An 18,717-nucleotide genomic window follows, 5' to 3' on the forward strand; every position below is an offset into this window, starting at 1 on the left:
GGTGGTGTCCGTACGTTTCATCAAATTAGCCCACGCTGAATCAGGTCCTGTTGCGCCGATAGCGGGTCTTCGGCCAGGAACAAATCAGCGATCTCGGTAGTGCTTACGGACAACTCGGCGTGGTGGATGCATACCGTTGGTCCGGCAATCATTTTTGGGCAACTGATGCCATTCAAAAGTTTCGGTAGCTGTGACAGGTTGATGGCTTTGCTGGAATAGAGCAGAAGGCCGCGGGCTTGTAGATGATCGACCGCCATCGCGAGTTCGCCCGCCGGCAATGGCCAGTCAAAGACTTCGACCGGGCAGTCGGCGCTGCTGATCAGCCATGCGGTCAGCCACAGATGAGGTTCCAGTGGCAGGTCGGAGTGATTGATCAACAACAGTGGCGCGGTTCGTAATTGACGGTTGTTATGGTAGATGCGTGCGCCGAATTTGCTTCGCAACCACGAATAAAAGAACACCCGTTCCATCTGCGCGCCGAACTGGCCTTGCCAGCGTTGTTCCAGTGCCTTCAGCAACGGCATCAACAATTGCTCACACAGCGTACGCGGTGGATACAGCGCCATCGCTTGATTGACGGTGTCGTCCAGTGTGCGTTCGTCCAGTTGCGTGACGGATTGCAGCAGCGTTTTGCACTGTCGCTGCCAATCGTTCTCCGTGGACTCGGTAAACGTCTGCGGCGTGTCGAGCAGTTGCTTGACCTGGCTGACGGCCACACCGCGATTGAGCCAGGTGAGGATGGTCAAAATCCGCTGCACGTGTTCGCCAGAGAACAGTCGATGGCCCTTGGGCGTGCGTTGGGGCACGATCAAGCCGTAACGCCGTTCCCAGGCCCGCAGGGTCACGGCGTTGACGCCGGTCTGACGCGCCACTTCACGGATCGGGAGCCAGCCTTCATCCAGCGCTTTTTTAAAGTCGACGCCGAGGTCTTCGCTGGCGCTGCTATCGAGTGGGTTTTTCATTAAATCGAGTTTCGCAGGCTGAGGTTTTCCGGGTGCGGCTGCAGGTAGACCTGCTGCGCAATGTACGGATCCGGGTGTTGGCGAAAGTAGTGTTTGAGCAGCGTCAGCGGCACCACCAGCGGCACGATGCCGTGGCGGTATTGGCCAATGACGTGCTGCATTTCCTGCTTGTCTTCAGGGCTGATGACTTGTTTCAGGTAGCCAGTGATGTGTTGCAACACGTTGGTGTGGGTGCGACGCGTGGCGCATTTTTTCAAGGCTGCCATCAGTTCGCTGAAATAGCGTGGGCCGAGTTCGTCGGGGTCGGTTTGCCCCATGTTGCCCAGCAGATTGCCCAGGGTTTTGTATTGCACCGGGTTGTGGGCCATCAGCAGGTATTTGTAGCGCGAGTGAAATTCGGTCAGTGCGCGTCGGGTCAGGCCTTCGTGCAGCAGTTGCTGCCAAGCGCTGTAGGCGAATACACGAGTGATGAAGTTTTCGCGCAGCACCGGATCGTTGAGTCGACCGTCTTCTTCCACCGGCAAGTCGGGGTGCAGGGCGCAGAACGCTTGGGCATAAATACCGCGTCCACCGCCGTCCACCGGCACGCCGTTGGGGTGATAAACCTTGACCCGTTCGAGACCGCAGGACGGCGATTTCTGCATGAAGATGTAGCCGCAGATATCGTTCAGTTGCGCGGCCATGGTTTGACCGTACTCGGCAAGCGGTCGGGTGACATTGAGTTCCGGGTGAACGGTGCCGACCGCTTCCGGATGTTGCGGATCGCCGGTCAGCCGGATCGGTTCGCGAGGAATCCCGAGGCCGATAGCGACTTCCGGGCACACCGCAACGAAATCGAAATAGTCAGTGAGGGTGCGGCTGCACAGCCGCGATTCTTTGTGCCCGCCGTTATAGCGAACCTCTGCGCCCATTAAGCAAGCGCTGATAGCAATTTTCGGTCTGGTCGCTGATTGTTCGCGCATTGAAGCACCTCGAATCTAAACCTGTACAGAGTGAGAGCTCTGTACAACATGATCTTCATCATAGATTCAAAGATGTACAAGTCAAATTTTTTGTATAGGTTTTTCTGAAAGAAAACCGTGACCATTGTGGGGGCGAGCTTGCTCGCTCCCACAATGACTATTTCCAGCCCAATAACCAGGCGTCGTTGTTTTTCAGGATTTTCCAATCGAAGCGCTCGCTGCGCTGGGTCAGTACCGCCTGCAACTCAATTTCTAGCACTGTGCCTTCCTCATCGCGGAACAGCTCGGTCACCAGAAAATGCTTTTCGCGGTTGTGCGGGTGGGCTGCTGTCCATTTTGACAGCAGCAATTTGCTCGGGTTGATGCGGTTCATTGCAGGTGTTCATGCAAGCGGCGAGCAGCTTCCTGGCCGCTGAGCCAGGCGCCTTCGACGCGACCGGACAAGCACCAGTCGCCACACACATACAAGCCCAGATCGGCATCGGCCAGGGCGCCCCATTCATGGCTGTTGGCGGGGCGGGCGTAGAGCCAGCGGTGGGCGAGGCTGAAGGTCGGGGCGGGCATGGCGTCGTGCAGCAGCTCGGCAAATGCGCCGTGCAATTGCTCGATTACCGCTTCCTTGGAGAGGTCGATATGTTGTCGGCTCCAGGCACTGGTCGCATGCAGCACCCACGTATCAAGGGTGTTATCGCGCCCGGGTTTGCTGCGGTTGCGAGCCAGCCAGTCGAGTGGGCTGTCCTGCACGAAGCAGCCTTCCATGGGTGTATCCAGCGGTGTTTCGAATGCCAGTGCGACTGCCCAGGTCGGGTCCATTTTCACCCCGGCCGCGGCACCGGCGAGTTTCGACGCGGAGGCCAGCAGGGCAGTCGCCTGAGGCGCCGGTGTGGCGATAATCACATGACTGAACGGGCCGTGGGTGAAGCCTTCGGCGTCCTGCAGATGCCAGTGCTCCTCGCCGCGATAGACCTCGGTAATGCGGCAGGCGAAATGCACTTCCAGATCGCCGAGCAGGCCACGGGTGATGGCACTCATGTGGGGCGTGCCGACCCAGCGCGTCTGTTCGTCCGGCGACAGATTGAGTTGGCCGCCGTGGTAGGTGTAGAGCTGTGGCATCCATTCAGCGACCCAGCCTTTGCCCTGCCAGCGCTGGACTTCAGTGACAAAGCGGCGATCGCGGGCGGTGAAATATTGCGCGCCCATGTCCAGAGCACCCGCATCGCTGCGCTTGCTCGACATGCGTCCGCCACTGCCGCGGCTTTTATCGAAAAGTTGAACGACATGCCCGACCTCTGTCAGGGCCTGGGCGGCGGAGAGCCCGGCGATGCCGGTGCCGATGATTGCGATAGGTACAGTCATAGGGGCCTCGTTTACCTTTCTGTACAGACTACGTGGTGGATTAAACCTGTACAGTATTATTTTCTGGTATAACTTTTAGCGTTCTCGTTCTGACAGCTTGGCCTATTGTTAATCACAGAGCCTGCCCGATACCAAAGATCCCTGCTTATAAAAATAGACTAGTGATCAGGGTAAAACGCTATGCGAGGAAGTAGTCATGCACATATTGCTGACCGGCGGTACTGGTTTGATAGGACGTCAACTCTGCCGCCTCTGGTTGAGTCAGGGTCATCGCCTGACGGTCTGGAGTCGCAAGCCTGAAAAAGTCGCGAAAATCTGCGGTGCCCAAGTGCGCGCAGTGGCTCGCCTCGAAGACATCGGCCAGGAGTCGGTGGATGCGGTTATCAACCTTGCGGGAGCCCCGATTGCCGATCGTCCCTGGACAACCCGACGCAAAGCGCTGTTGTGGAGCAGCCGTATCACCCTGACCGAAACCCTGCTGGCCTGGCTCGGAACCCGTGAACAAAAACCGCAGGTGTTGATTTCGGGGTCTGCGGTCGGTTGGTACGGTGACGGAGGGGAGCGGGAGTTGACCGAGGAATCTCCACCGGTCATCGATGATTTCGCCAGCCAGTTGTGCATTGCCTGGGAAGAAACCGCCCAGCGTGCCGAAGGCTTGGGCCTTCGCGTAATTTTCATTCGTACCGGGCTGGTGTTGTCGGCCGAGGGCGGCTTTTTGTCGCGGCTGTTGTTGCCGTTCAAGGTGGGGCTGGGTGGGCCTATTGGCAATGGCCGGCAGTGGATGCCGTGGATCCATATCAACGATCAAATCGCCCTGATTGATTTTCTTCTGCATCAGGAAGATACCAGTGGTCCTTATAATGCCTGCGCGCCCAAGCCGGTGCGCAACCGCGAGTTTGCCAAGACATTGGGCAGCGTGCTGCACCGCCCGACGTTCATGCCCATGCCGGCCCTGGCGTTAAAGGTGTGTCTGGGCGAGTTGTCATTGCTGTTGCTGGGCGGCCAGAAGGCCTTGCCGGTTCGCTTGCTGGAAGCGGGTTTCACTTTCCAGTTCACTGATTTGCGCGCGGCCCTGGACGACCTGTCCAGCCGCCTTTGAAATAGGACGTTGCATGACCGATCACGCATTGCTTCTGGTCAACCTGGGCTCACCGGCCTCCACCTCGGTGGCGGATGTGCGCAGTTACCTCAATCAGTTTCTGATGGACCCATATGTGATCGACCTGCCATGGCCGGTTCGGCGTTTGCTGGTGTCGCTGATTCTGTTCAAGCGCCCGGAGCAGTCTGCCCACGCCTACGCCTCGATCTGGTGGGAGGAGGGCTCGCCGTTGGTGGTGCTCAGCCGCCGCCTGCAACAGGCCATGACTGCCCAGTGGACCCACGGTCCGGTGGAGCTGGCGATGCGTTACGGCGAGCCGTCGATTGAGACCAAACTGCTGCAACTGGTCGCTCAGGGGCACAAGAAAATTACCCTCGCGCCGCTGTATCCGCAGTTCGCCGACAGCACCGTGACCACCGTGATCGAAGAAGCCAAACGCGTGGTGCGCGAGAAGAAACTCGACGTGCAGTTTTCGATTCTCCAGCCGTTTTACGATCAGCCGGAATACCTCGATGCCCTGGTCGCCAGTGCCAAGCCGTATCTGGCGCAAGACCACGATCATCTGCTGTTGAGTTTCCATGGCTTGCCGGAGCGGCACCTGACCAAACTCGACCCCTCCGGCCAGCATTGCTTCAAGAATGAGGACTGCTGCAAGAACGCCTCGCCGCAGGTGTTGGCAACCTGCTATCGCGCCCAATGCTTGCGCACTGCTTCGGAGTTTGCCAAGCGCATGGAGTTACCCGACGGCAAATGGTCGGTGTCATTCCAGTCGCGCCTGGGGCGTGCCAAGTGGATCGAACCCTACACCGAAGTGCGCCTCGATGAGTTGGCCAAACGTGGCGTGAAGAAGATTCTGGTGATGTGCCCGGCGTTCGTTGCCGATTGCATCGAGACGCTGGAAGAGATCGGTGATCGCGGGCTGGAGCAGTTTCGCGAAGCGGGAGGAGAGGAGCTGGTGCTGGTGCCGTGTCTCAACGACGATCCGCAATGGGCGCGGGCGTTGAGTACCTTGTGCGAGCGAGCACCGATAGCCCTGTAGTCATGATCGTTCCCACGTCAGTGCGTGGGAACGATCAACCGTTACTACAACGATTCATCCGCCTTCTTGTTCTTCCAGCCATCATTGCCTGGCAGTAACAGGTTCAGCGCAATCGCCGTCACAGCGCACAGCGCGATGCCTTTGAGGCCGAAGTCGTCCGGCCCTGTGCCGGTGCCGACCAGTACGCCACCAATCCCGAACACCAGAGTCACCGAGACAATCACCAGATTGCGCGCTTCGCCCAGGTCGATCTTGTGGCGAATTAGCGTGTTCATGCCCACCGCCGCGATCGAACCGAACAATAGGCACAGAATCCCGCCCATCACCGGCACCGGAATGCTTTGCAGCAGCGCGCCGAACTTGCCGACGAACGCCAGGCTGATGGCGAAAATTGCCGCCCAGGTCATGATTTTCGGGTTGTAGTTCTTCGTCAGCATCACCGCGCCCGTCACTTCGGCGTAGGTGGTGTTGGGTGGACCGCCAAACAGGCCCGCCGCCGTGGTGGCAATGCCGTCACCGAGCAAGGTGCGGTGCAGGCCGGGTTTCTTCAGGTAGTCGCGACCGGTCACGCTACCGACGGCGATCACACCGCCAATGTGCTCGATTGCCGGGGCCAGGGCCACTGGCACGATGAACAGAATTGCCTGCCAGTTGAATTCCGGGGCCGTGAAGTGCGGGATCGCAAACCAGGGCGCTGCGGCAATCTTGGCGGTGTCGACCACGCCGAAGTAGAACGCCATGGCAAACCCCACCAGCACGCCGGAGATGATCGGCACCAGGCGGAAAATGCCTTTGCCGAACACGGCGACAATCAGGGTGGTCAGCAGCGCGGGCATCGAGATCAGCATCGCCGTCTGGTAATGGATCAACTCGTTGCCGTCGCCGTCCTTGCCCATCGCCATGTTGGCGGCAATGGGTGCCATGGCCAGGCCGATGGAAATGATCACCGGGCCAATCACTACCGGAGGCAGTAGCCGGTCGATGAACCCGGTGCCTTTGATCTTCACGGCCAGGCCGAGGAAGGTGTAGACAAAACCTGCCGCCATGATTCCGCCCATGGTCGCCGCGAGACCGAATTGGCCCTTGGCGAGAATGATCGGGGTGATGAAGGCAAAGCTCGACGCCAGGAACACGGGCACCTGACGCCCGGTGACGATCTGGAACAGAATCGTCCCCAGGCCTGCGGTGAACAGCGCCACGTTCGGGTCGAGACCGGTAATCAGCGGCATCAACACCAGGGCGCCGAAGGCCACGAACAGCATCTGCGCACCCGACAGCACCGTGCGCCAGAGCGGATCGTTGAACTCTTGCTGCATGCTCAAGCGTCCTTTTGTTTGGTGCCGAAGATCTTGTCACCGGCATCGCCCAGGCCTGGGATGATGTAACCGTGTTCGTTGAGTTTTTCGTCAATAGAGGCGGTGTAGATGGTCACGTCCGGGTGAGCTTTCTCTACGGCGGCGATGCCTTCAGGGGCCGCCACCAGCACCATTGCGCGGATATCCCGGCAACCGGCCTTTTTCAGCAGGTCGATGGTCGCGACCATGGAACTGCCGGTGGCGAGCATCGGGTCGATGATCATCGCCAGGCGTTCGTTGATTTCCGGAACCAGTTTTTCCAGATAGGTGTGGGCCTGCAGGGTTTGTTCGTTGCGGGCCACGCCGACGGCGCTGACTTTGGCGCCCGGAATCAGGCTCAGCACACCTTCGAGCATGCCAATGCCGGCGCGCAGGATCGGTACGACCGTAATTTTCTTGCCGGCGATTTTCTCGACCGACACAGTGCCGGCCCAGCCTTCGATATCGTAGGTTTCCAGCGGCAGGTCTTTGGTGGCTTCATAGGTCAGCAGGGCACCGACTTCCTGAGCGAGCTCACGGAAATTTTTCGTGCTGATGTCGGCGCGGCGCATAAGGCCGAGTTTATGACGGATCAGCGGATGGCGGATCTCGAGGATGGGCATGGGAAAGGCTCCGGCGGCGGGCAAAAAAAACGGCCTAGATTAATCTATCCGGGGGGGTTGTCCTATAGACATTCAGTACGTTAGTCCACAAACGCTTGATCTGGCCTCGCTTGATGCGTACCTTGGCCCGCTTTTCCGAATCCGCCACCCCCTGGAGAGCGCCATGTCCGCTGATCTCGAGCATATCCGTCAAATCATGCGAGAGGCTGACTGCCTGTACACCGAAGCTGAAGTCGAGGCGGCCATCGCTCGCGTCGGTGCACACATCAACGACCAACTGGCTGAAAGCAATCCGGTGGTGTTCTGCGTGATGAATGGCGGCCTGATTTTCTCCGGCAAGCTGCTGACCCATCTGAACTTCCCGCTCGAAGCGTCCTACCTGCATGCCACTCGGTATCGCAACGAGACCAGCGGCGGCGATCTGTTCTGGAAAGCCAAGCCGGAAGTGTCGTTCATCGATCGTGATGTGCTGATCATCGACGACATCCTCGACGAAGGTCACACCCTGGGGGCGATCATCGACTTCTGCAAACACGCCGGCGCCCGCGCGGTGCATACCGCTGTGCTGATCGACAAAAACCACGATCGCAAGGCTCGACCGGACTTGAAGGCCGATTTCGTCGGACTGCCATGCATTGATCGTTACATCTTCGGTTACGGCATGGACTACAAAGGCTACTGGCGTAACGCCAACGGGATTTTTGCTGTTAAAGGCATGTAGAAAGCCAAGCCAATCACTGTGGGAGCAAGCGCCCACAGTGGGTCGCCTGCAAAAATTCATTCTCGTACGCCCATGCTAGAGTGCTCGGCCTCGCCCTCCGGAGCCTGTCATGAGCCTTTTGATCCGCAGCTGCGCCGCCCTGTTGCTGACCGTCAGCCTGCCTCTGGCTGCCGCCCCGGCGCTGATGCACGCGCAGTTTCTGCCTCCCGATGACCTGACCCTGCGTAACGCGGAGCCCGAGCAGCAACAGCTGTTGCAGGTTACCGAGTACTCGGTGGTGGTTGGCAGTCAACGCCAATCCAACCAGCAGCCGATTCCGGTGACCTCACCGTTGCTGATCCGCCTCAAGGGCAAATCCTTGAACAAGGGCGCGACCATCAACCAGGTGCTGGTCAATTTCGATGGCGAAAGCAAAAGCCTGAAAAAGCCGATCTACGACGACAAAAGCAAAACCCTGACGCTGTTTTACCCGATGGCCCAGTACCACGTGATGATCGACTTGTTGCGCAATGACACGGTGTATTGCCAGTTCCTCAGCTACGCCAACGGCCATATCTGGGCCGATCTGCACACCGGCAGCGTTCGTCTGCGTTGAGCCCTGTGCCCGGGGAGGGGTAAACTGCCCGCCCCGTGAAATGTCTGCGAGCTGGAGTCGGCAATGCGTAAAGATAAGAAGCAAGTGATTGGTGACGAGATCGGCGATGAGCAGATCAAGCTGTTCCTCGATTTCGAACCGGTCGACGCCACGTCGCCGTCGCTGCACAAACTGATCAAGGCCTATCGTGGCCTGCGCATCGATGACTTTGAGCGTTTTCTGACGTTCTTCGTCGAAGCCGGTCTGGACCTGGACGGCAAGGATGAGCACGGTAATGATTTCGTTGCCTCGATCAAAGATCAGCGCAACGCGGCCGAGTACATCGAACGGATCGAAAAGGCTCGCGGTTAAGATCTTTTAACGGCACAAAAAAAACGCCCCGCTCTCAATGAGAGCGGGGCGTTTTTTTGTGTGACCGAATCAAGCGTAGCTTTCGGTCTCGTTGCTGGCTTCAACCAGTTCCAGTGCGACGTTGTTGTGCGCATTGATCTTGCGATACAGCGCAGCGTCGGTTTCCAGAACTTTCTCCCGCGCCGGGAAGATTTCTGCCAGTTTGGAAGCCCATTCACCGGAAGTCTTGTTCGGGAAGCATTTTTCGATCAGTTCCAGCATGATCGAAACGGTCACCGACGCGCCAGGTGAAGCGCCGAGCAGGGCAGCAAGGGTACCGTCCTTGGCCGCGACCAGTTCGGTGCCGAACTGCAGAACGCCGCCCTTTTTCGGGTCTTTCTTGATGATCTGCACCCGTTGGCCGGCCACTTCCAGGCGCCAGTCTTCGGCTTTCGCTTCAGGGTAGAAGCGACGCAGCGAGTCCAGACGCTGCTCCATCGACTGCATCACTTCGCTGACCAGGTACTTGGTCAGGTCCATGTTGTTTTTGGCCACGGCCAGCATCGGGCCGATGTTGCCGGCGCGAACCGACATCGGCAGGTCCATGAAGGAGCCGTGCTTGAGGAACTTGGTGGTGAAACCGGCGTAAGGTCCGAACAACAGGGACTTCTTGCCATCGACGACGCGGGTGTCCAGGTGCGGTACCGACATCGGCGGCGACCCCACGGCTGCCTGGCTGTAAACCTTGGCCTGGTGGTGCTTGACCACTTCCGGGTTGTCGCAACGCAGCCATTGGCCACTGATCGGGAAGCCGCCGAAGCCTTTGCTTTCTTCGATGCCCGAAGCTTGCAGCAGCGGCAGTGCCGCGCCGCCAGCCCCGAGGAACACGAATTTCGCGTCGACGTCACGGGAGTTACCGCTGTTGACGTCCTTGATGCTGACGGTCCAGCCGCTGCCGTTACGCTTGAGGCCGGTCACGCGCTTGCAATACTTGACCTGGGCATCGGGTGCGCTGGTCAGGTGTTTGAGCAGTTGATTGGTCAGGGCGCCGAAATTGACGTCGGTGCCGTTCATGACGCGGGTGGCGGCGACGACTTCGTCGGCCGGCCGGCCAGGCATCATCAGCGGCATCCACTCGGCCATGGTGGCCTTGTCTTCGGTGTATTCCATGTCCGAGAAGGCGTGGTGCTTGCTCAGCGTCTTGAAGCGTTTGCTGAGGAAGGAAACACCATCGTCATTCTGGACGAAGCTCAGGTGCGGCACCGGGCTGATGAACGTCTTGCACGAGCCGAAGGTGCTTTTCTTGGTCAGGTAGGACCAGAACTGCTTCGACACCTCGAACTGGGTGTTGATGTGCACGGCTTTCTTGATGTCGACGGTGCCGTCGGCGGCCTGCGGCGTGTAGTTGAGCTCACACAGCCCGGCGTGACCGGTACCGGCGTTGTTCCACGGGTTCGAACTCTCCGCGGCACCGGAATCCATCAGCTCGACGACTTCCAGCTTGATTGCGGGGTCGAGCTCTTTGAGCAGTACAGCGAGGGTGGCACTCATGATGCCGGCCCCAACCAGTACTACGTCGACTGCTTCGTTATGCGCCATTTAACGCGTCTCCAAAATCTGCAGCACCAAATTGTCGGCATGGCTGCCAGGCGTTCAGGGGGGGTGTCAGTGATGCCCCAGGTACCCATGGCAGTATCGCCATGTCCGAATCTTCGCAATTTTTCGCAACTTCGACGGACGCTACCGGCCGGGTCTAAAAGAGTTACATGAACTCACTTCAACGCGCGGCTGGCAATTCGACTTATGGCCGATACATCCGTTTGTGCAACCAAATCCGTAGAGGACAGGCTTCAGGCTCCGGTGTTCGAGGCGTACTCGGTCCTGTGTCGTTGGGCTGTTTCAGACGCTAATGGTGCATATTCAGACGCAAAACTATTCATTTGCTCGCCACACTCTTGTGAAGTTGTGAAAACCCGTTTTTTTCACGCTCTTTTGAAGACGTGAACCTCAAAAAAGGGCTGCCCCAGCCTGGCACCGTGCCCGGATGGATTGCCGTCATGGGATACATGACAGGCAAAACGGGCAAACAGCTCAGTGACCGAGCGTATTGACAGCTCTGCAGATTCGCGAAAAGTTGGGTTTTTGCTCAAGGAACAGCAAGCGCGCCAGCTTCACTCGATCTGTGTGGGCGGCTCTCTGTGGGCGGTGCGGGGTGTCAATACAAGCGCATTGACGGTGCTGCGAGGCCCGATCAGGAGACGTCCTTATAATCGGGGGGAGATTGTAGCGAAGAAACGTATGGAAATGGTCGTGTTTAATGACTTTTATTAGGTGTTCGCTCAGGTGGTCAACAGGTGTTGGGCCCGTGCGCGTGGCTGGCGCTGGCTGACACGGGCGCTAGGGGGCAGGGGATGGTGCAGCCAGTTAAGGCGGATTTCTTCGATTTCGACCCAGCCATCGCCCATCGGCTGGAGGCTGCACTGTTTGAATGCCTGGCAATGGCCATTGCGGTCGAGCAGGGCGAAGCAGCGATGCAGAGGACGTGGGTTGAACAGCGAGATGAGATAGCGCATGGCGAAGTACCTTGTGGGGTGACTGCTGTGAATCTTGCCAGTGAGCCGTGACGAGCAAGTGTATGGGCGGTGACATCTCTGTGACAGGAACCCGCTTCCCAAGGGTTTGTCAGACATTTCAGTAATCACTGAAGGGCTCTAGTTAGCCGCAGTGACGCACCGCTATACTGCGGGCCTTAGTGCCTGATTCTGGAGAGAAGCGCATGTTGCAACGCCTGTTGTTCGGTTTGATCACTGTGACCAGTTTGACCCTGGTCGGCTGCGCCCACAGCCCGCAACAACTGAATCCGGAACCCAGGCTGACGACTCAGCTGGCACCGGTCGGCAACGGTCAGCCGGTGGTGGTGCGTGTGGTGGACGGTCGTCCGTCGCCGACTTTGGGCACCCGTGGTGGCCTGTACCCTGAGACCAGCGCGATTACCGTGCAAGGCGCGCAGATTCTGCCGAAGCTGCAGGCTCAGGCCGAAGCGGCGGTGCGGTTGTTGGGCTTCACCCCAACCACCAATGCGCTGAACGCTCCGCAGTTGACGGTGACCCTGGCCGAACTGAAGTATCAGTCGCCTAAAGAAGGCATGTATGTGACGGAGGCCACCATTGGCGCGACCTTCCGCTCTGATGTGCAGAATGCCAATCGTCGTTACAGCGGTCGTTATGGTGCGTCCCTGGATCAGCGTTTTGGTATGGCGCCGAATCAGGAAACCAATACCAAGCTGGTCGGCGATGTGCTGAGCGATGCGTTGACGCGTCTGTTCAAGGATCCGACGATTGGTCAGATTCTCGGCGAGTAAGCGTTCGCTGGATTCAAAAAAACCCGGCGCCAGTGATGGTCCCGGGTTTTTTCATGCCTGTCGATTTCCCATGGACCTGTCAGGCGGCCTGCGAATAAAAATCCAGCACACTCACGCCGGTCAGCAAATCCATCTCCGGCAAATCCGCATGTTGCTGTCCACTCAGCGCGCAATACACCAGCCAGTGGCGGTCCTGGACGTTGAAGGCGAGACTGCCAACGAGGTTTTGTTGTTCGTCGCTTTGGGCAATGAGGTAGAGGCGATCCTGGTTTTCGGCGTGCAACATGACGGTTTCCGTGTCGGTTTTGAGGGGCGCCAGACTGGCGAACTCAGATGACGGGGCCGTGACACAGGGTAAAAATTGGTCAAATGGTTCGGTATTTGTCGCAAAGCCAGAGCCGTCGTATCGATGAGCCGACGTTGATGCTGGATGGGGCGACCTTGCGCATGAACCGGTTTTTCTATCGATTCGGTTTTGCCTGGCTGGGGTTGGCGCTGCTGGTGTCGTGGATCAGCACGCGGGGCTGACCGCAAAATACGCAGCAATGAAAACGGCGCCCGAGGGCGCCGTTGTCGTCTCCAGCCACCAACCTTACAGCGGCAAACCTGCTTTCACACGGTACTGATTGCGCACCGGCGTCGCGTATTGCAGGACCATGAACGGACGATGCTCCTCAGGGCAAGCGTCCAGACGCTGTTGCCATTGCTCCTGAGCCTTGGTCAGTTCGTCGGCCGCAAACACCTCAGCGGCTTTGGGCACCTGCAATTGCGGGTCGGCGTCTTTCCATTGAGCGTAAGCCAGGTAGTGCACCGGGAACAGTCGGTAGCCACCAAGGATCTGCCGGTCCATCTCGATCGCCAATTGCTTGGTGTCGTCGAACAGCTCGGTGATCGGCGAGGCGAAGTTCACATGCACGCGGCCCTTGTAGCCGGTGATGCCCTTGGCAATGCTCACATCGTCCTCGCCCGGCACTTTGGTGTAGCTGCCGGTGGTGGCGCGGATGAACAGCTCGCGAGCCTTGGCTTGATCGCACGGATCGTATTCATAGCTGATCGACACCGGGGTGAGGTTCAACGACTGAATGACTTGGCCAAACGGCTCGTCCTTGCGGCTCATGTGGAACATCTTGAGGATGGCCGACTCGGTGCGGTCGTCGCCGTCCTTGGCCCGGCCTTCGGCCTGGGCGATCCAGATCGAGGCGCAATCATTGCGGATCGAGTGGTTGATGTACGCCGACAGCAGCTGATACGCCGCCATCTTCTCGCGGCGACCGGCGATCGAACGGTGCACGATGAAGCTCTTGTTCAGGCGCATCAGATCGCTGACAAAGGGCTTTTGCAGCAGGTTGTCGCCGATCGCGATGCGCGGTGTCGGCAGGCCGGCGTGGTACACGGCGTAGTTGACGAAGGCCGGGTCCATCACGATGTCGCGGTGGTTGGCGATGAACAGGTAGGCGCTGCCGGACTTGAACTGCGCGACGCCGGTGTACGTCACACCGTCCGTGGCTCGTTCGATGGTGTGGTCGACGTACATCTCGACTTTATCCTGCAACGTGGCCACCGACGTGATGCCAGCGAATTCACGGCGCAGCCGATGAGCTATAAGAGGTTTGAGCATCCAGCCGAAAGCACCGGCAAAACGCGGGAAGCGGAAATGGATGAGGATATCTAGAAACGCCTTGTCGCCGAGCAGCCGGTCCAGCACCGCCGGGACTTCGCTGTCATTGTAAGGTCGGATGGCATCGAATTCGCCCATCATGCTCTCTTGTTAGAAACGGCTAGGGTAAGTAAAGGTTTTGATCGAAAACCAACGGGGCACGGTCTGAAAAGTTAGCCAGACAAAAATAGCCCTGCAAATAGACCGGCGATTATACGCACAAGTCACCTGGGAGACCGCGATGCTGGAAACCGAGCGCTACGAATGTCCGTATTGTGGTGAAGAGGCTGAGGCCGTTCTGGACTTGTCCGGTGGCGATCAGACCTATATCGAAGACTGTCCGGTGTGCTGTCGCCCCATCACGTTTGTTCTGCAGACTGACGGTCAGGAATGGTTGCTCGAAGTTCATAGCGAAAACGAATGAAAGGAGCACCCCATGCAGCGAATCTACGAGCCGGAAAACCTCATGGAAGGTGAGTTGCTGCAAAGCATGTTGGCCAGTGAGGGCATCGAGGCCCATTTGGTGGGCCGCGATTTGCTCGGTGGCAGCGGCGAGTTGCCGATCTTTGGTCTGCTGGGCCTGTCAGTCGATAACGACGAGGCCGAGTACGCCCGGGAGTTGATCACTGCGTACAATGCTGCGCTGCCACTGCCCGGCGATGAACCGGAAAGTTTTCCCGGCACGCTGGTCTGTTAGGCTGGTGTTCGTTTTATCAAGAGTCGTGTTGCCCCATGTGTGGACGTTATGCCCTGTTTCGCTGGAATCCCGCCTTCGCGGCCCTGCCTGGCTTCCCCGCCGACCAGCAGGCCCAGTGGAATATTTCTCCCAACGATTCGGTGTTGATGCTGCGTGCAGGCGTTGAGGGTCAGCGTGAGCTGGCGCGCGCGCGTTGGGGTTTGACGCCGCCGTGGCTGACCGATTTGTCCCGTACGCCGGCCCATGCCCGGGCTGAAACCGTCGCGGAACAACCGATGTTCCGTCAGGCCCTGCGCGAACGCCGTTGCCTGCTGCCGGCCAACGGTTTTTACGAATGGCGCGGCACGACCCGCAAACGTCCGTATTGGCTGACTCCGGGGGAGGGCTCGACGCTGTTTTTTGCGGCGATTTGGGAAGCGTATCCGGTGCAGGAGCAGGTGTGGTTGAGCAGCGCGGTGATCACGCAGCCGGCGGCGAGTCAGCGCCGGCCGTTGATTCTAGATGCGGCGGGGCAGGAGGCGTGGCTCAATCCCGAAACACCGCTGCATACCTTGCAAGCATTGCTCGCCAGTGAACCTGCGGCGTTGCGCGAGCGGGCGTTGGCGAATCTGGTGAATGATCCGAAGCTCAATGGGCCGGAGTGTCTGACCCCCGGCTAAGCTCGAAGTCCTCGTTCCCGCGCAGGGCGTGGGAACGATCATTGAACCCTAAACCTTGAACTGATTGATCAACCGCCGCTGCTGCTCTGCCAGCTTGGTCAGGTCCGCACTCGCCGCACTCGACTCATCCGCTCCGCCCGCCACTTCATTGGCCACTTGCCCGATGTTGATCACGTTACGGTTGATGTCGTCAGCCACCGCACTCTGTTCCTCTGCCGCACTGGCAATCTGGGTGTTCATGTCGTTGATCACCGACACCGCCTGCGTAATTGTCTCCAGTGCCTCGGCCGCTTTCGCCGCATGTTGCACGCTTTCATCGGTGCGGCTCTGACTGTCCTCCATCACACGCACCACATCGCGCGTGCCTTGTTGCAGTTGCTGAATCATGGCCTGAATTTCCTCAGTGGCTTGCTGAGTCTTCTGCGCCAGGTTGCGCACTTCATCGGCTACCACCGCAAAACCGCGTCCCTGTTCGCCCGCTCGTGCCGCTTCGATGGCCGCGTTCAAGGCCAGCAGATTGGTCTGTTCGGCAATCCCGCGAATCGCCGTCAGGATCGCATTGATGTTCTCGCTGTCCTTGGCCAACGTCTGAACCACGCCGACAGCCTTCCCGATTTCTATTGCCAGTACGCCAATCGAGTTCGACGTGTCCCGCACGATTTGCATGCCCTGCGCTGCTGCCTGATCCGCATGGCTGGCGGCTTGTGCCGCTTGGGTCGCGTTGCGCGCCACGTCTTGAGCGGTCGCAGTCATTTCATGCACCGCCGTGGCCACCTGATCAATCTCGGCCATTTGCTTGTGCACGCCGATGTTGGTGCGGATGGCGATGTCGGCGGTGTGTTCCGACGAATCACTGACGCTCTGCACCGAAGTCACCACCTGGGTGATCATCACCTGCAACTTGGCCAGGAAGGTGTTGAAGCCTTTGGCGATTGAGCCCAATTCGTCGGCGCGGTCGCTGGTCAGGCGTCGAGTCAGGTCCCCTTCCCCCTGAGCGATGTCGTCGAGCATCGCGACCATCTGCTTCAGCGGTCGGGCAATGCCGTGGCCCACCAGCCAGATCACCAGCAAGCCGATACCGGCAATCAACAAGCCGACCATGGCCATGCCGAAAGTGTCGGACTTGCGCTGGGCGTCCAGATCGCCCTGGAGTTTTTGCAAATCGGCCATCACTGCGTTCAGCGGCAATTGCAGCATGAGGGTCCAGCGAGCGTCGGTCTGGCCAATACCAAACGGCAGGTACAACTCGATCCGGCCCTGGGCCTTGTCGACGGCGTAGGTGACTTCGCCACGCTTGAGGTTGGCCATGTTGGCGATCTGCTGGCTGTCGAGGATGTCGCTGACCTTCTCGCCGAATTTGCTCGGGTCCTTGGTGTAGGCAACGATCCGGTTGTTGCTGCCAATCAGGGCCATTTCACCAGCGCCGCTGTACAACTTCTGATTCGCGCCGAGGAGCATTTCCTGAATGAAGTTCACCGACAGGTCAGCGCCGACGATGCCTTGAAAGGCGCCGTTGAGCATGATCGGTTCTATAAAGGAGGCGAGCATGACGATCTTGTCGCCGACCTTGTAGGGCGCCGGATCGATTACGCAGGGTTTTTTGGTTTCTTTCGAGCACAGGTAGTACTCGCTGGCGCGAACGCCGGTGGACAAGGTTTTCTGGTCGTCGACGTCCACCAGTTTGTCCAGGCCCAGGCTGCCGTCTTCGTTGCGGAACCACCAAGGCAGGAAGCGGCCGTTGCTGGCGTCGATGCCGACAACCTGGGTGTCGACGTAGGCCGCGTCGTTGTGATCGAGGGCGTTTTTTTCCCAGCCAATATAGGTGCCGAGAATTTTCGGGTTCTTGGCGACGTTTTCCTTGATCAGGCTGATCAATTGCTCGCGGCTCAGGTTCAACTGTGGCTGGCCATCGGCGCCCGGTGTGCCGATCAATGCGTTGACTCGCACCAGTGCGCCGGCAATCAGCAGTGGCGCTTCGAGCTCGCGCTGGATCTGGCTGACCTGGGTTTGCGCCAGTGACGTCAGGCGTTGTTCGATGACTTGCTCGAATTGTGCCTGGGTCCGCTGCTGGACCATGTCTTGTGTCCGTGCGCCGGAAAACAACGCGTACAGCACCAGGGCTGCCACGACACTAAGAACGATGGCGCCAGCGAGGGCCGCTACGGAAAACTGGATCGACTTGAATTTCATGGGTGCTCCGCACGCAAGAGGACGTCTGCGGTGCTGTATCGGCGGGGGAGGCGATGACCATGAGCGGGGTTTGGCGAATTGGCTGTTTTGGAATGTTTGATGTCGTAAATGAATTAGTGTGTGCTACACGTCCGTTGTGTCTGGCGCCGATACAATTCACCGCCTAGGATACGCCGCATGTTTTCAGGGGGATTTTTGATGAACAAGACATTGGTTTTGTGTGCGTTGAGCGCAGGTTTGCTGCTCGCCGGTTGTCAATCGGTCAATACCACCAGCGGTGGCGCGGTGGGCGTTGAACGCAAGCAGTACATGTTCAGCATGCTGTCGACCGATGAGGTCAACCAGATGTACGCCCAGTCTTATCAAAAGACAGTTGGCGAGGCGAACACCAAAGGCGTGCTGGACAAGACCAGTAACGAGGCCAAACGTGTCCAGGCGATTGCCGACCGGCTGATTGCCCAGGCGCCGGTTTTCCGTCCGGATTCGGCCCAATGGAAATGGGAGGTCAACCTGATCAAGAGCGACGAACTCAATGCCAATTGCGGGCCTGGCGGCAAGATCATTTTCTACACGGGGCTGATCGACAGCCTGCAGCTGACCGACGATGAGATCGCCGCGATCATGGGCCACGAAATCGCCCACGCCCTGCGCGAGCACGGTCGTGAAGCGATGTCCAAGGCGTACGGCATCGAGATGGCCAAGCAGGGCGCCGGAGCCTTGTTCGGTCTGGGTCAGGACAGCCTGGCGCTGGCGGATACCGTGGCCAACTACGGCATGACCTTGCCCAACAGTCGCGCCAATGAAAATGAAGCGGACCTGATCGGCCTGGAACTGGCCGCTCGCGCCGGTTACAACCCGAACGCCGCAATCACCCTGTGGAACAAGATGAGCAAGGCCTCGCAAGGTTCGCCGCCGGAGTTCATGAGTACTCACCCGGCGTCGTCGAGTCGGATTGCTTCTTTGCAGGCGGCAATCCCGAAAGTCATGCCGCTGTACGAGAACGCCAAGAAATCCTGAGTCTCTGATCGTTCCCACGCAGAGTGAACTGACCCCCAAAGGTTGGACACAACCTTTGAGGGTGTCATGGGTAAGTACACAGAGCGGGCAAAACTCGCAGCCGTGCAAAGCTATT

21 protein-coding genes and 2 pseudogenes are annotated in these 18,717 nt (G+C 58.7%); 11 read left to right on the forward strand and 12 right to left on the reverse strand.

From position 1 onward, the window contains the following. Positions 1 to 20: 20 nt before the first annotated feature. From ACXPVS_RS21255 to ACXPVS_RS21270, 4 genes are all read right to left on the reverse strand, one after another. Entirely contained in the window at positions 21 to 962 is a 942-nt protein-coding gene (locus ACXPVS_RS21255) for a MerR family transcriptional regulator (RefSeq protein WP_458511683.1), read from the reverse strand. Then, positions 962 to 1,924, reverse strand: coding sequence for a YbgA family protein (locus ACXPVS_RS21260; RefSeq protein ID WP_458511684.1), 963 nt, complete (start codon positions 1,922 to 1,924; stop codon positions 962 to 964). The genes ACXPVS_RS21255 and ACXPVS_RS21260 overlap by 1 nt, the downstream gene beginning before the upstream one ends. A gap of 157 nt (positions 1,925 to 2,081) precedes the next feature. Beyond that, positions 2,082 to 2,297: a TIGR02450 family Trp-rich protein gene (locus ACXPVS_RS21265; protein WP_458511685.1), complete on the reverse strand. Its 216-nt coding sequence runs from the start codon at positions 2,295 to 2,297 to the stop codon at positions 2,082 to 2,084. After that, on the reverse strand, positions 2,294 to 3,280 hold the full coding sequence (locus ACXPVS_RS21270; protein ID WP_458511686.1) for an NAD(P)/FAD-dependent oxidoreductase: 987 nt from the start codon (positions 3,278 to 3,280) through the stop codon (positions 2,294 to 2,296). Before ACXPVS_RS21270 ends, ACXPVS_RS21265 begins: the two co-directional genes overlap by 4 nt. 196 nt (positions 3,281 to 3,476) lie before the next feature. On the opposite strand from ACXPVS_RS21270, the gene ACXPVS_RS21275 reads away from it, so the two are divergent. Next, a complete protein-coding gene (locus tag ACXPVS_RS21275; protein WP_458511687.1) occupies positions 3,477 to 4,379 on the forward strand; it encodes a TIGR01777 family oxidoreductase in 903 nt (300 codons plus the stop codon). 13 nt (positions 4,380 to 4,392) lie between these two features. Further along, complete coding sequence (hemH, locus tag ACXPVS_RS21280; RefSeq protein ID WP_458511688.1) at positions 4,393 to 5,418, forward strand: ferrochelatase; 1,026 nt, start codon at positions 4,393 to 4,395, stop codon at positions 5,416 to 5,418. A gap of 44 nt (positions 5,419 to 5,462) precedes the next feature. Here hemH and ACXPVS_RS21285 read toward each other — a convergent pair whose 3' ends face one another. Further along, positions 5,463 to 6,734, reverse strand: coding sequence for a uracil-xanthine permease family protein (locus tag ACXPVS_RS21285; RefSeq protein ID WP_458511689.1), 1,272 nt, complete (start codon positions 6,732 to 6,734; stop codon positions 5,463 to 5,465). A 2-nt stretch (positions 6,735 to 6,736) separates the two neighbouring features. Then, entirely contained in the window at positions 6,737 to 7,375 is a 639-nt protein-coding gene (gene upp / locus ACXPVS_RS21290; protein WP_064675925.1) for a uracil phosphoribosyltransferase, read from the reverse strand. Positions 7,376 to 7,538: 163 nt separating this feature from the next. Between upp and ACXPVS_RS21295 the strand changes: the two genes are divergently transcribed. The 3 genes from ACXPVS_RS21295 to ACXPVS_RS21305 all read left to right on the forward strand — a co-directional run bounded on the left by ACXPVS_RS21295 (position 7,539) and on the right by ACXPVS_RS21305 (position 9,042). Further along, the gene (locus ACXPVS_RS21295; RefSeq protein ID WP_458511690.1) at positions 7,539 to 8,096 is read left to right on the forward strand and encodes a hypoxanthine-guanine phosphoribosyltransferase; all 558 of its coding nucleotides are present in this window, start codon (positions 7,539 to 7,541) and stop codon (positions 8,094 to 8,096) included. A 109-nt stretch (positions 8,097 to 8,205) separates the two neighbouring features. Further along, positions 8,206 to 8,691, forward strand: coding sequence for a hypothetical protein (locus tag ACXPVS_RS21300; RefSeq protein WP_458511691.1), 486 nt, complete (start codon positions 8,206 to 8,208; stop codon positions 8,689 to 8,691). Positions 8,692 to 8,754: 63 nt separating this feature from the next. Continuing rightward, positions 8,755 to 9,042: a PA4642 family protein gene (locus ACXPVS_RS21305; protein ID WP_458511692.1), complete on the forward strand. Its 288-nt coding sequence runs from the start codon at positions 8,755 to 8,757 to the stop codon at positions 9,040 to 9,042. A gap of 69 nt (positions 9,043 to 9,111) precedes the next feature. Here ACXPVS_RS21305 and mqo read toward each other — a convergent pair whose 3' ends face one another. Next, positions 9,112 to 10,620 carry a malate dehydrogenase (quinone) gene (gene mqo, locus ACXPVS_RS21310; RefSeq protein WP_458511693.1) on the reverse strand — a complete coding sequence of 503 codons (1,509 nt, stop codon included), beginning with the start codon at positions 10,618 to 10,620 and terminating at the stop codon, positions 9,112 to 9,114. A gap of 740 nt (positions 10,621 to 11,360) precedes the next feature. Continuing rightward, positions 11,361 to 11,594, reverse strand: a complete 234-nt coding sequence (locus tag ACXPVS_RS21315) for a hypothetical protein (protein WP_123365653.1) — start codon at positions 11,592 to 11,594, stop codon at positions 11,361 to 11,363. A gap of 203 nt (positions 11,595 to 11,797) precedes the next feature. Between ACXPVS_RS21315 and ACXPVS_RS21320 the strand changes: the two genes are divergently transcribed. Continuing rightward, positions 11,798 to 12,382, forward strand: coding sequence for a YajG family lipoprotein (locus ACXPVS_RS21320; RefSeq protein ID WP_458511694.1), 585 nt, complete (start codon positions 11,798 to 11,800; stop codon positions 12,380 to 12,382). Between the two features lie 79 nt (positions 12,383 to 12,461). On the opposite strand, the gene ACXPVS_RS21325 is transcribed toward ACXPVS_RS21320, so the two are convergent. Then, on the reverse strand, positions 12,462 to 12,668 hold the full coding sequence (locus tag ACXPVS_RS21325) for a hypothetical protein (protein WP_458511695.1): 207 nt from the start codon (positions 12,666 to 12,668) through the stop codon (positions 12,462 to 12,464). Positions 12,669 to 12,808: 140 nt separating this feature from the next. Here ACXPVS_RS21325 and ACXPVS_RS21330 point away from each other — a divergent pair. After that, positions 12,809 to 12,910 (forward strand): annotated as a pseudogene (locus ACXPVS_RS21330) (hypothetical protein); the annotation flags it as partial. Between the two features lie 64 nt (positions 12,911 to 12,974). Here the strand turns inward: ACXPVS_RS21330 and ACXPVS_RS21335 are convergent. Next, positions 12,975 to 14,138 (reverse strand): 1-acyl-sn-glycerol-3-phosphate acyltransferase, encoded by a 1,164-nt coding sequence (locus ACXPVS_RS21335; RefSeq protein WP_458511696.1) that lies wholly within the window; start codon positions 14,136 to 14,138, stop codon positions 12,975 to 12,977. Between the two features lie 142 nt (positions 14,139 to 14,280). Here ACXPVS_RS21335 and ACXPVS_RS21340 point away from each other — a divergent pair, with 142 nt between their 5' ends. The 3 genes from ACXPVS_RS21340 to ACXPVS_RS21350 are packed head-to-tail and all read left to right on the forward strand — an operon-like array spanning position 14,281 to position 15,395. After that, positions 14,281 to 14,463 carry a CPXCG motif-containing cysteine-rich protein gene (locus tag ACXPVS_RS21340; protein ID WP_008153387.1) on the forward strand — a complete coding sequence of 61 codons (183 nt, stop codon included), beginning with the start codon at positions 14,281 to 14,283 and terminating at the stop codon, positions 14,461 to 14,463. A 12-nt stretch (positions 14,464 to 14,475) separates the two neighbouring features. Further along, positions 14,476 to 14,736: a putative signal transducing protein gene (locus ACXPVS_RS21345; protein ID WP_008153386.1), complete on the forward strand. Its 261-nt coding sequence runs from the start codon at positions 14,476 to 14,478 to the stop codon at positions 14,734 to 14,736. Between the two features lie 35 nt (positions 14,737 to 14,771). Then, positions 14,772 to 15,395, forward strand: coding sequence for an SOS response-associated peptidase (locus ACXPVS_RS21350; protein WP_458511697.1), 624 nt, complete (start codon positions 14,772 to 14,774; stop codon positions 15,393 to 15,395). Between the two features lie 48 nt (positions 15,396 to 15,443). Here the strand turns inward: ACXPVS_RS21350 and ACXPVS_RS21355 are convergent, their stop codons facing one another. Continuing rightward, positions 15,444 to 16,286, reverse strand: a complete 843-nt coding sequence (locus tag ACXPVS_RS21355; protein ID WP_458511701.1) for a methyl-accepting chemotaxis protein — start codon at positions 16,284 to 16,286, stop codon at positions 15,444 to 15,446. 15 nt (positions 16,287 to 16,301) lie between these two features. Beyond that, positions 16,302 to 17,585 (reverse strand): annotated as a pseudogene (locus ACXPVS_RS21360) (HAMP domain-containing protein); the annotation flags it as partial. Between the two features lie 198 nt (positions 17,586 to 17,783). On the opposite strand from ACXPVS_RS21360, the gene ACXPVS_RS21365 reads away from it, so the two are divergent. Further along, on the forward strand, positions 17,784 to 18,602 hold the full coding sequence (locus ACXPVS_RS21365; RefSeq protein ID WP_458511698.1) for a M48 family metallopeptidase: 819 nt from the start codon (positions 17,784 to 17,786) through the stop codon (positions 18,600 to 18,602). Positions 18,603 to 18,717 lie beyond the last annotated feature (115 nt).

It is taken from the genome of Pseudomonas sp. Ma2-10, assembly GCF_054330215.1.

Coding starts and splice junctions, on each gene's coding strand:
- ACXPVS_RS21275 (WP_458511687.1), top strand. CDS start 3,477: ATGCACATATTGCTGACCGGCGGTACTGGTTTGATAGGACGTCAACTC.
- hemH (WP_458511688.1), top strand. CDS start 4,393: ATGACCGATCACGCATTGCTTCTGGTCAACCTGGGCTCACCGGCCTCC.
- ACXPVS_RS21270 (WP_458511686.1), bottom strand. CDS start 3,280: ATGACTGTACCTATCGCAATCATCGGCACCGGCATCGCCGGGCTCTCC.
- ACXPVS_RS21335 (WP_458511696.1), bottom strand. CDS start 14,138: ATGGGCGAATTCGATGCCATCCGACCTTACAATGACAGCGAAGTCCCG.
- ACXPVS_RS21315 (WP_123365653.1), bottom strand. CDS start 11,594: ATGCGCTATCTCATCTCGCTGTTCAACCCACGTCCTCTGCATCGCTGC.
- ACXPVS_RS21300 (WP_458511691.1), top strand. CDS start 8,206: ATGAGCCTTTTGATCCGCAGCTGCGCCGCCCTGTTGCTGACCGTCAGC.
- ACXPVS_RS21340 (WP_008153387.1), top strand. CDS start 14,281: ATGCTGGAAACCGAGCGCTACGAATGTCCGTATTGTGGTGAAGAGGCT.
- ACXPVS_RS21350 (WP_458511697.1), top strand. CDS start 14,772: ATGTGTGGACGTTATGCCCTGTTTCGCTGGAATCCCGCCTTCGCGGCC.
- ACXPVS_RS21265 (WP_458511685.1), bottom strand. CDS start 2,297: ATGAACCGCATCAACCCGAGCAAATTGCTGCTGTCAAAATGGACAGCA.
- ACXPVS_RS21365 (WP_458511698.1), top strand. CDS start 17,784: ATGAACAAGACATTGGTTTTGTGTGCGTTGAGCGCAGGTTTGCTGCTC.
- ACXPVS_RS21305 (WP_458511692.1), top strand. CDS start 8,755: ATGCGTAAAGATAAGAAGCAAGTGATTGGTGACGAGATCGGCGATGAG.
- ACXPVS_RS21295 (WP_458511690.1), top strand. CDS start 7,539: ATGTCCGCTGATCTCGAGCATATCCGTCAAATCATGCGAGAGGCTGAC.
- ACXPVS_RS21325 (WP_458511695.1), bottom strand. CDS start 12,668: ATGTTGCACGCCGAAAACCAGGATCGCCTCTACCTCATTGCCCAAAGC.
- ACXPVS_RS21255 (WP_458511683.1), bottom strand. CDS start 962: ATGAAAAACCCACTCGATAGCAGCGCCAGCGAAGACCTCGGCGTCGAC.
- ACXPVS_RS21355 (WP_458511701.1), bottom strand. CDS start 16,286: ATGATCACCCAGGTGGTGACTTCGGTGCAGAGCGTCAGTGATTCGTCG.
- ACXPVS_RS21260 (WP_458511684.1), bottom strand. CDS start 1,924: ATGCGCGAACAATCAGCGACCAGACCGAAAATTGCTATCAGCGCTTGC.
- upp (WP_064675925.1), bottom strand. CDS start 7,375: ATGCCCATCCTCGAGATCCGCCATCCGCTGATCCGTCATAAACTCGGC.
- ACXPVS_RS21285 (WP_458511689.1), bottom strand. CDS start 6,734: ATGCAGCAAGAGTTCAACGATCCGCTCTGGCGCACGGTGCTGTCGGGT.
- ACXPVS_RS21345 (WP_008153386.1), top strand. CDS start 14,476: ATGCAGCGAATCTACGAGCCGGAAAACCTCATGGAAGGTGAGTTGCTG.
- ACXPVS_RS21320 (WP_458511694.1), top strand. CDS start 11,798: ATGTTGCAACGCCTGTTGTTCGGTTTGATCACTGTGACCAGTTTGACC.
- mqo (WP_458511693.1), bottom strand. CDS start 10,620: ATGGCGCATAACGAAGCAGTCGACGTAGTACTGGTTGGGGCCGGCATC.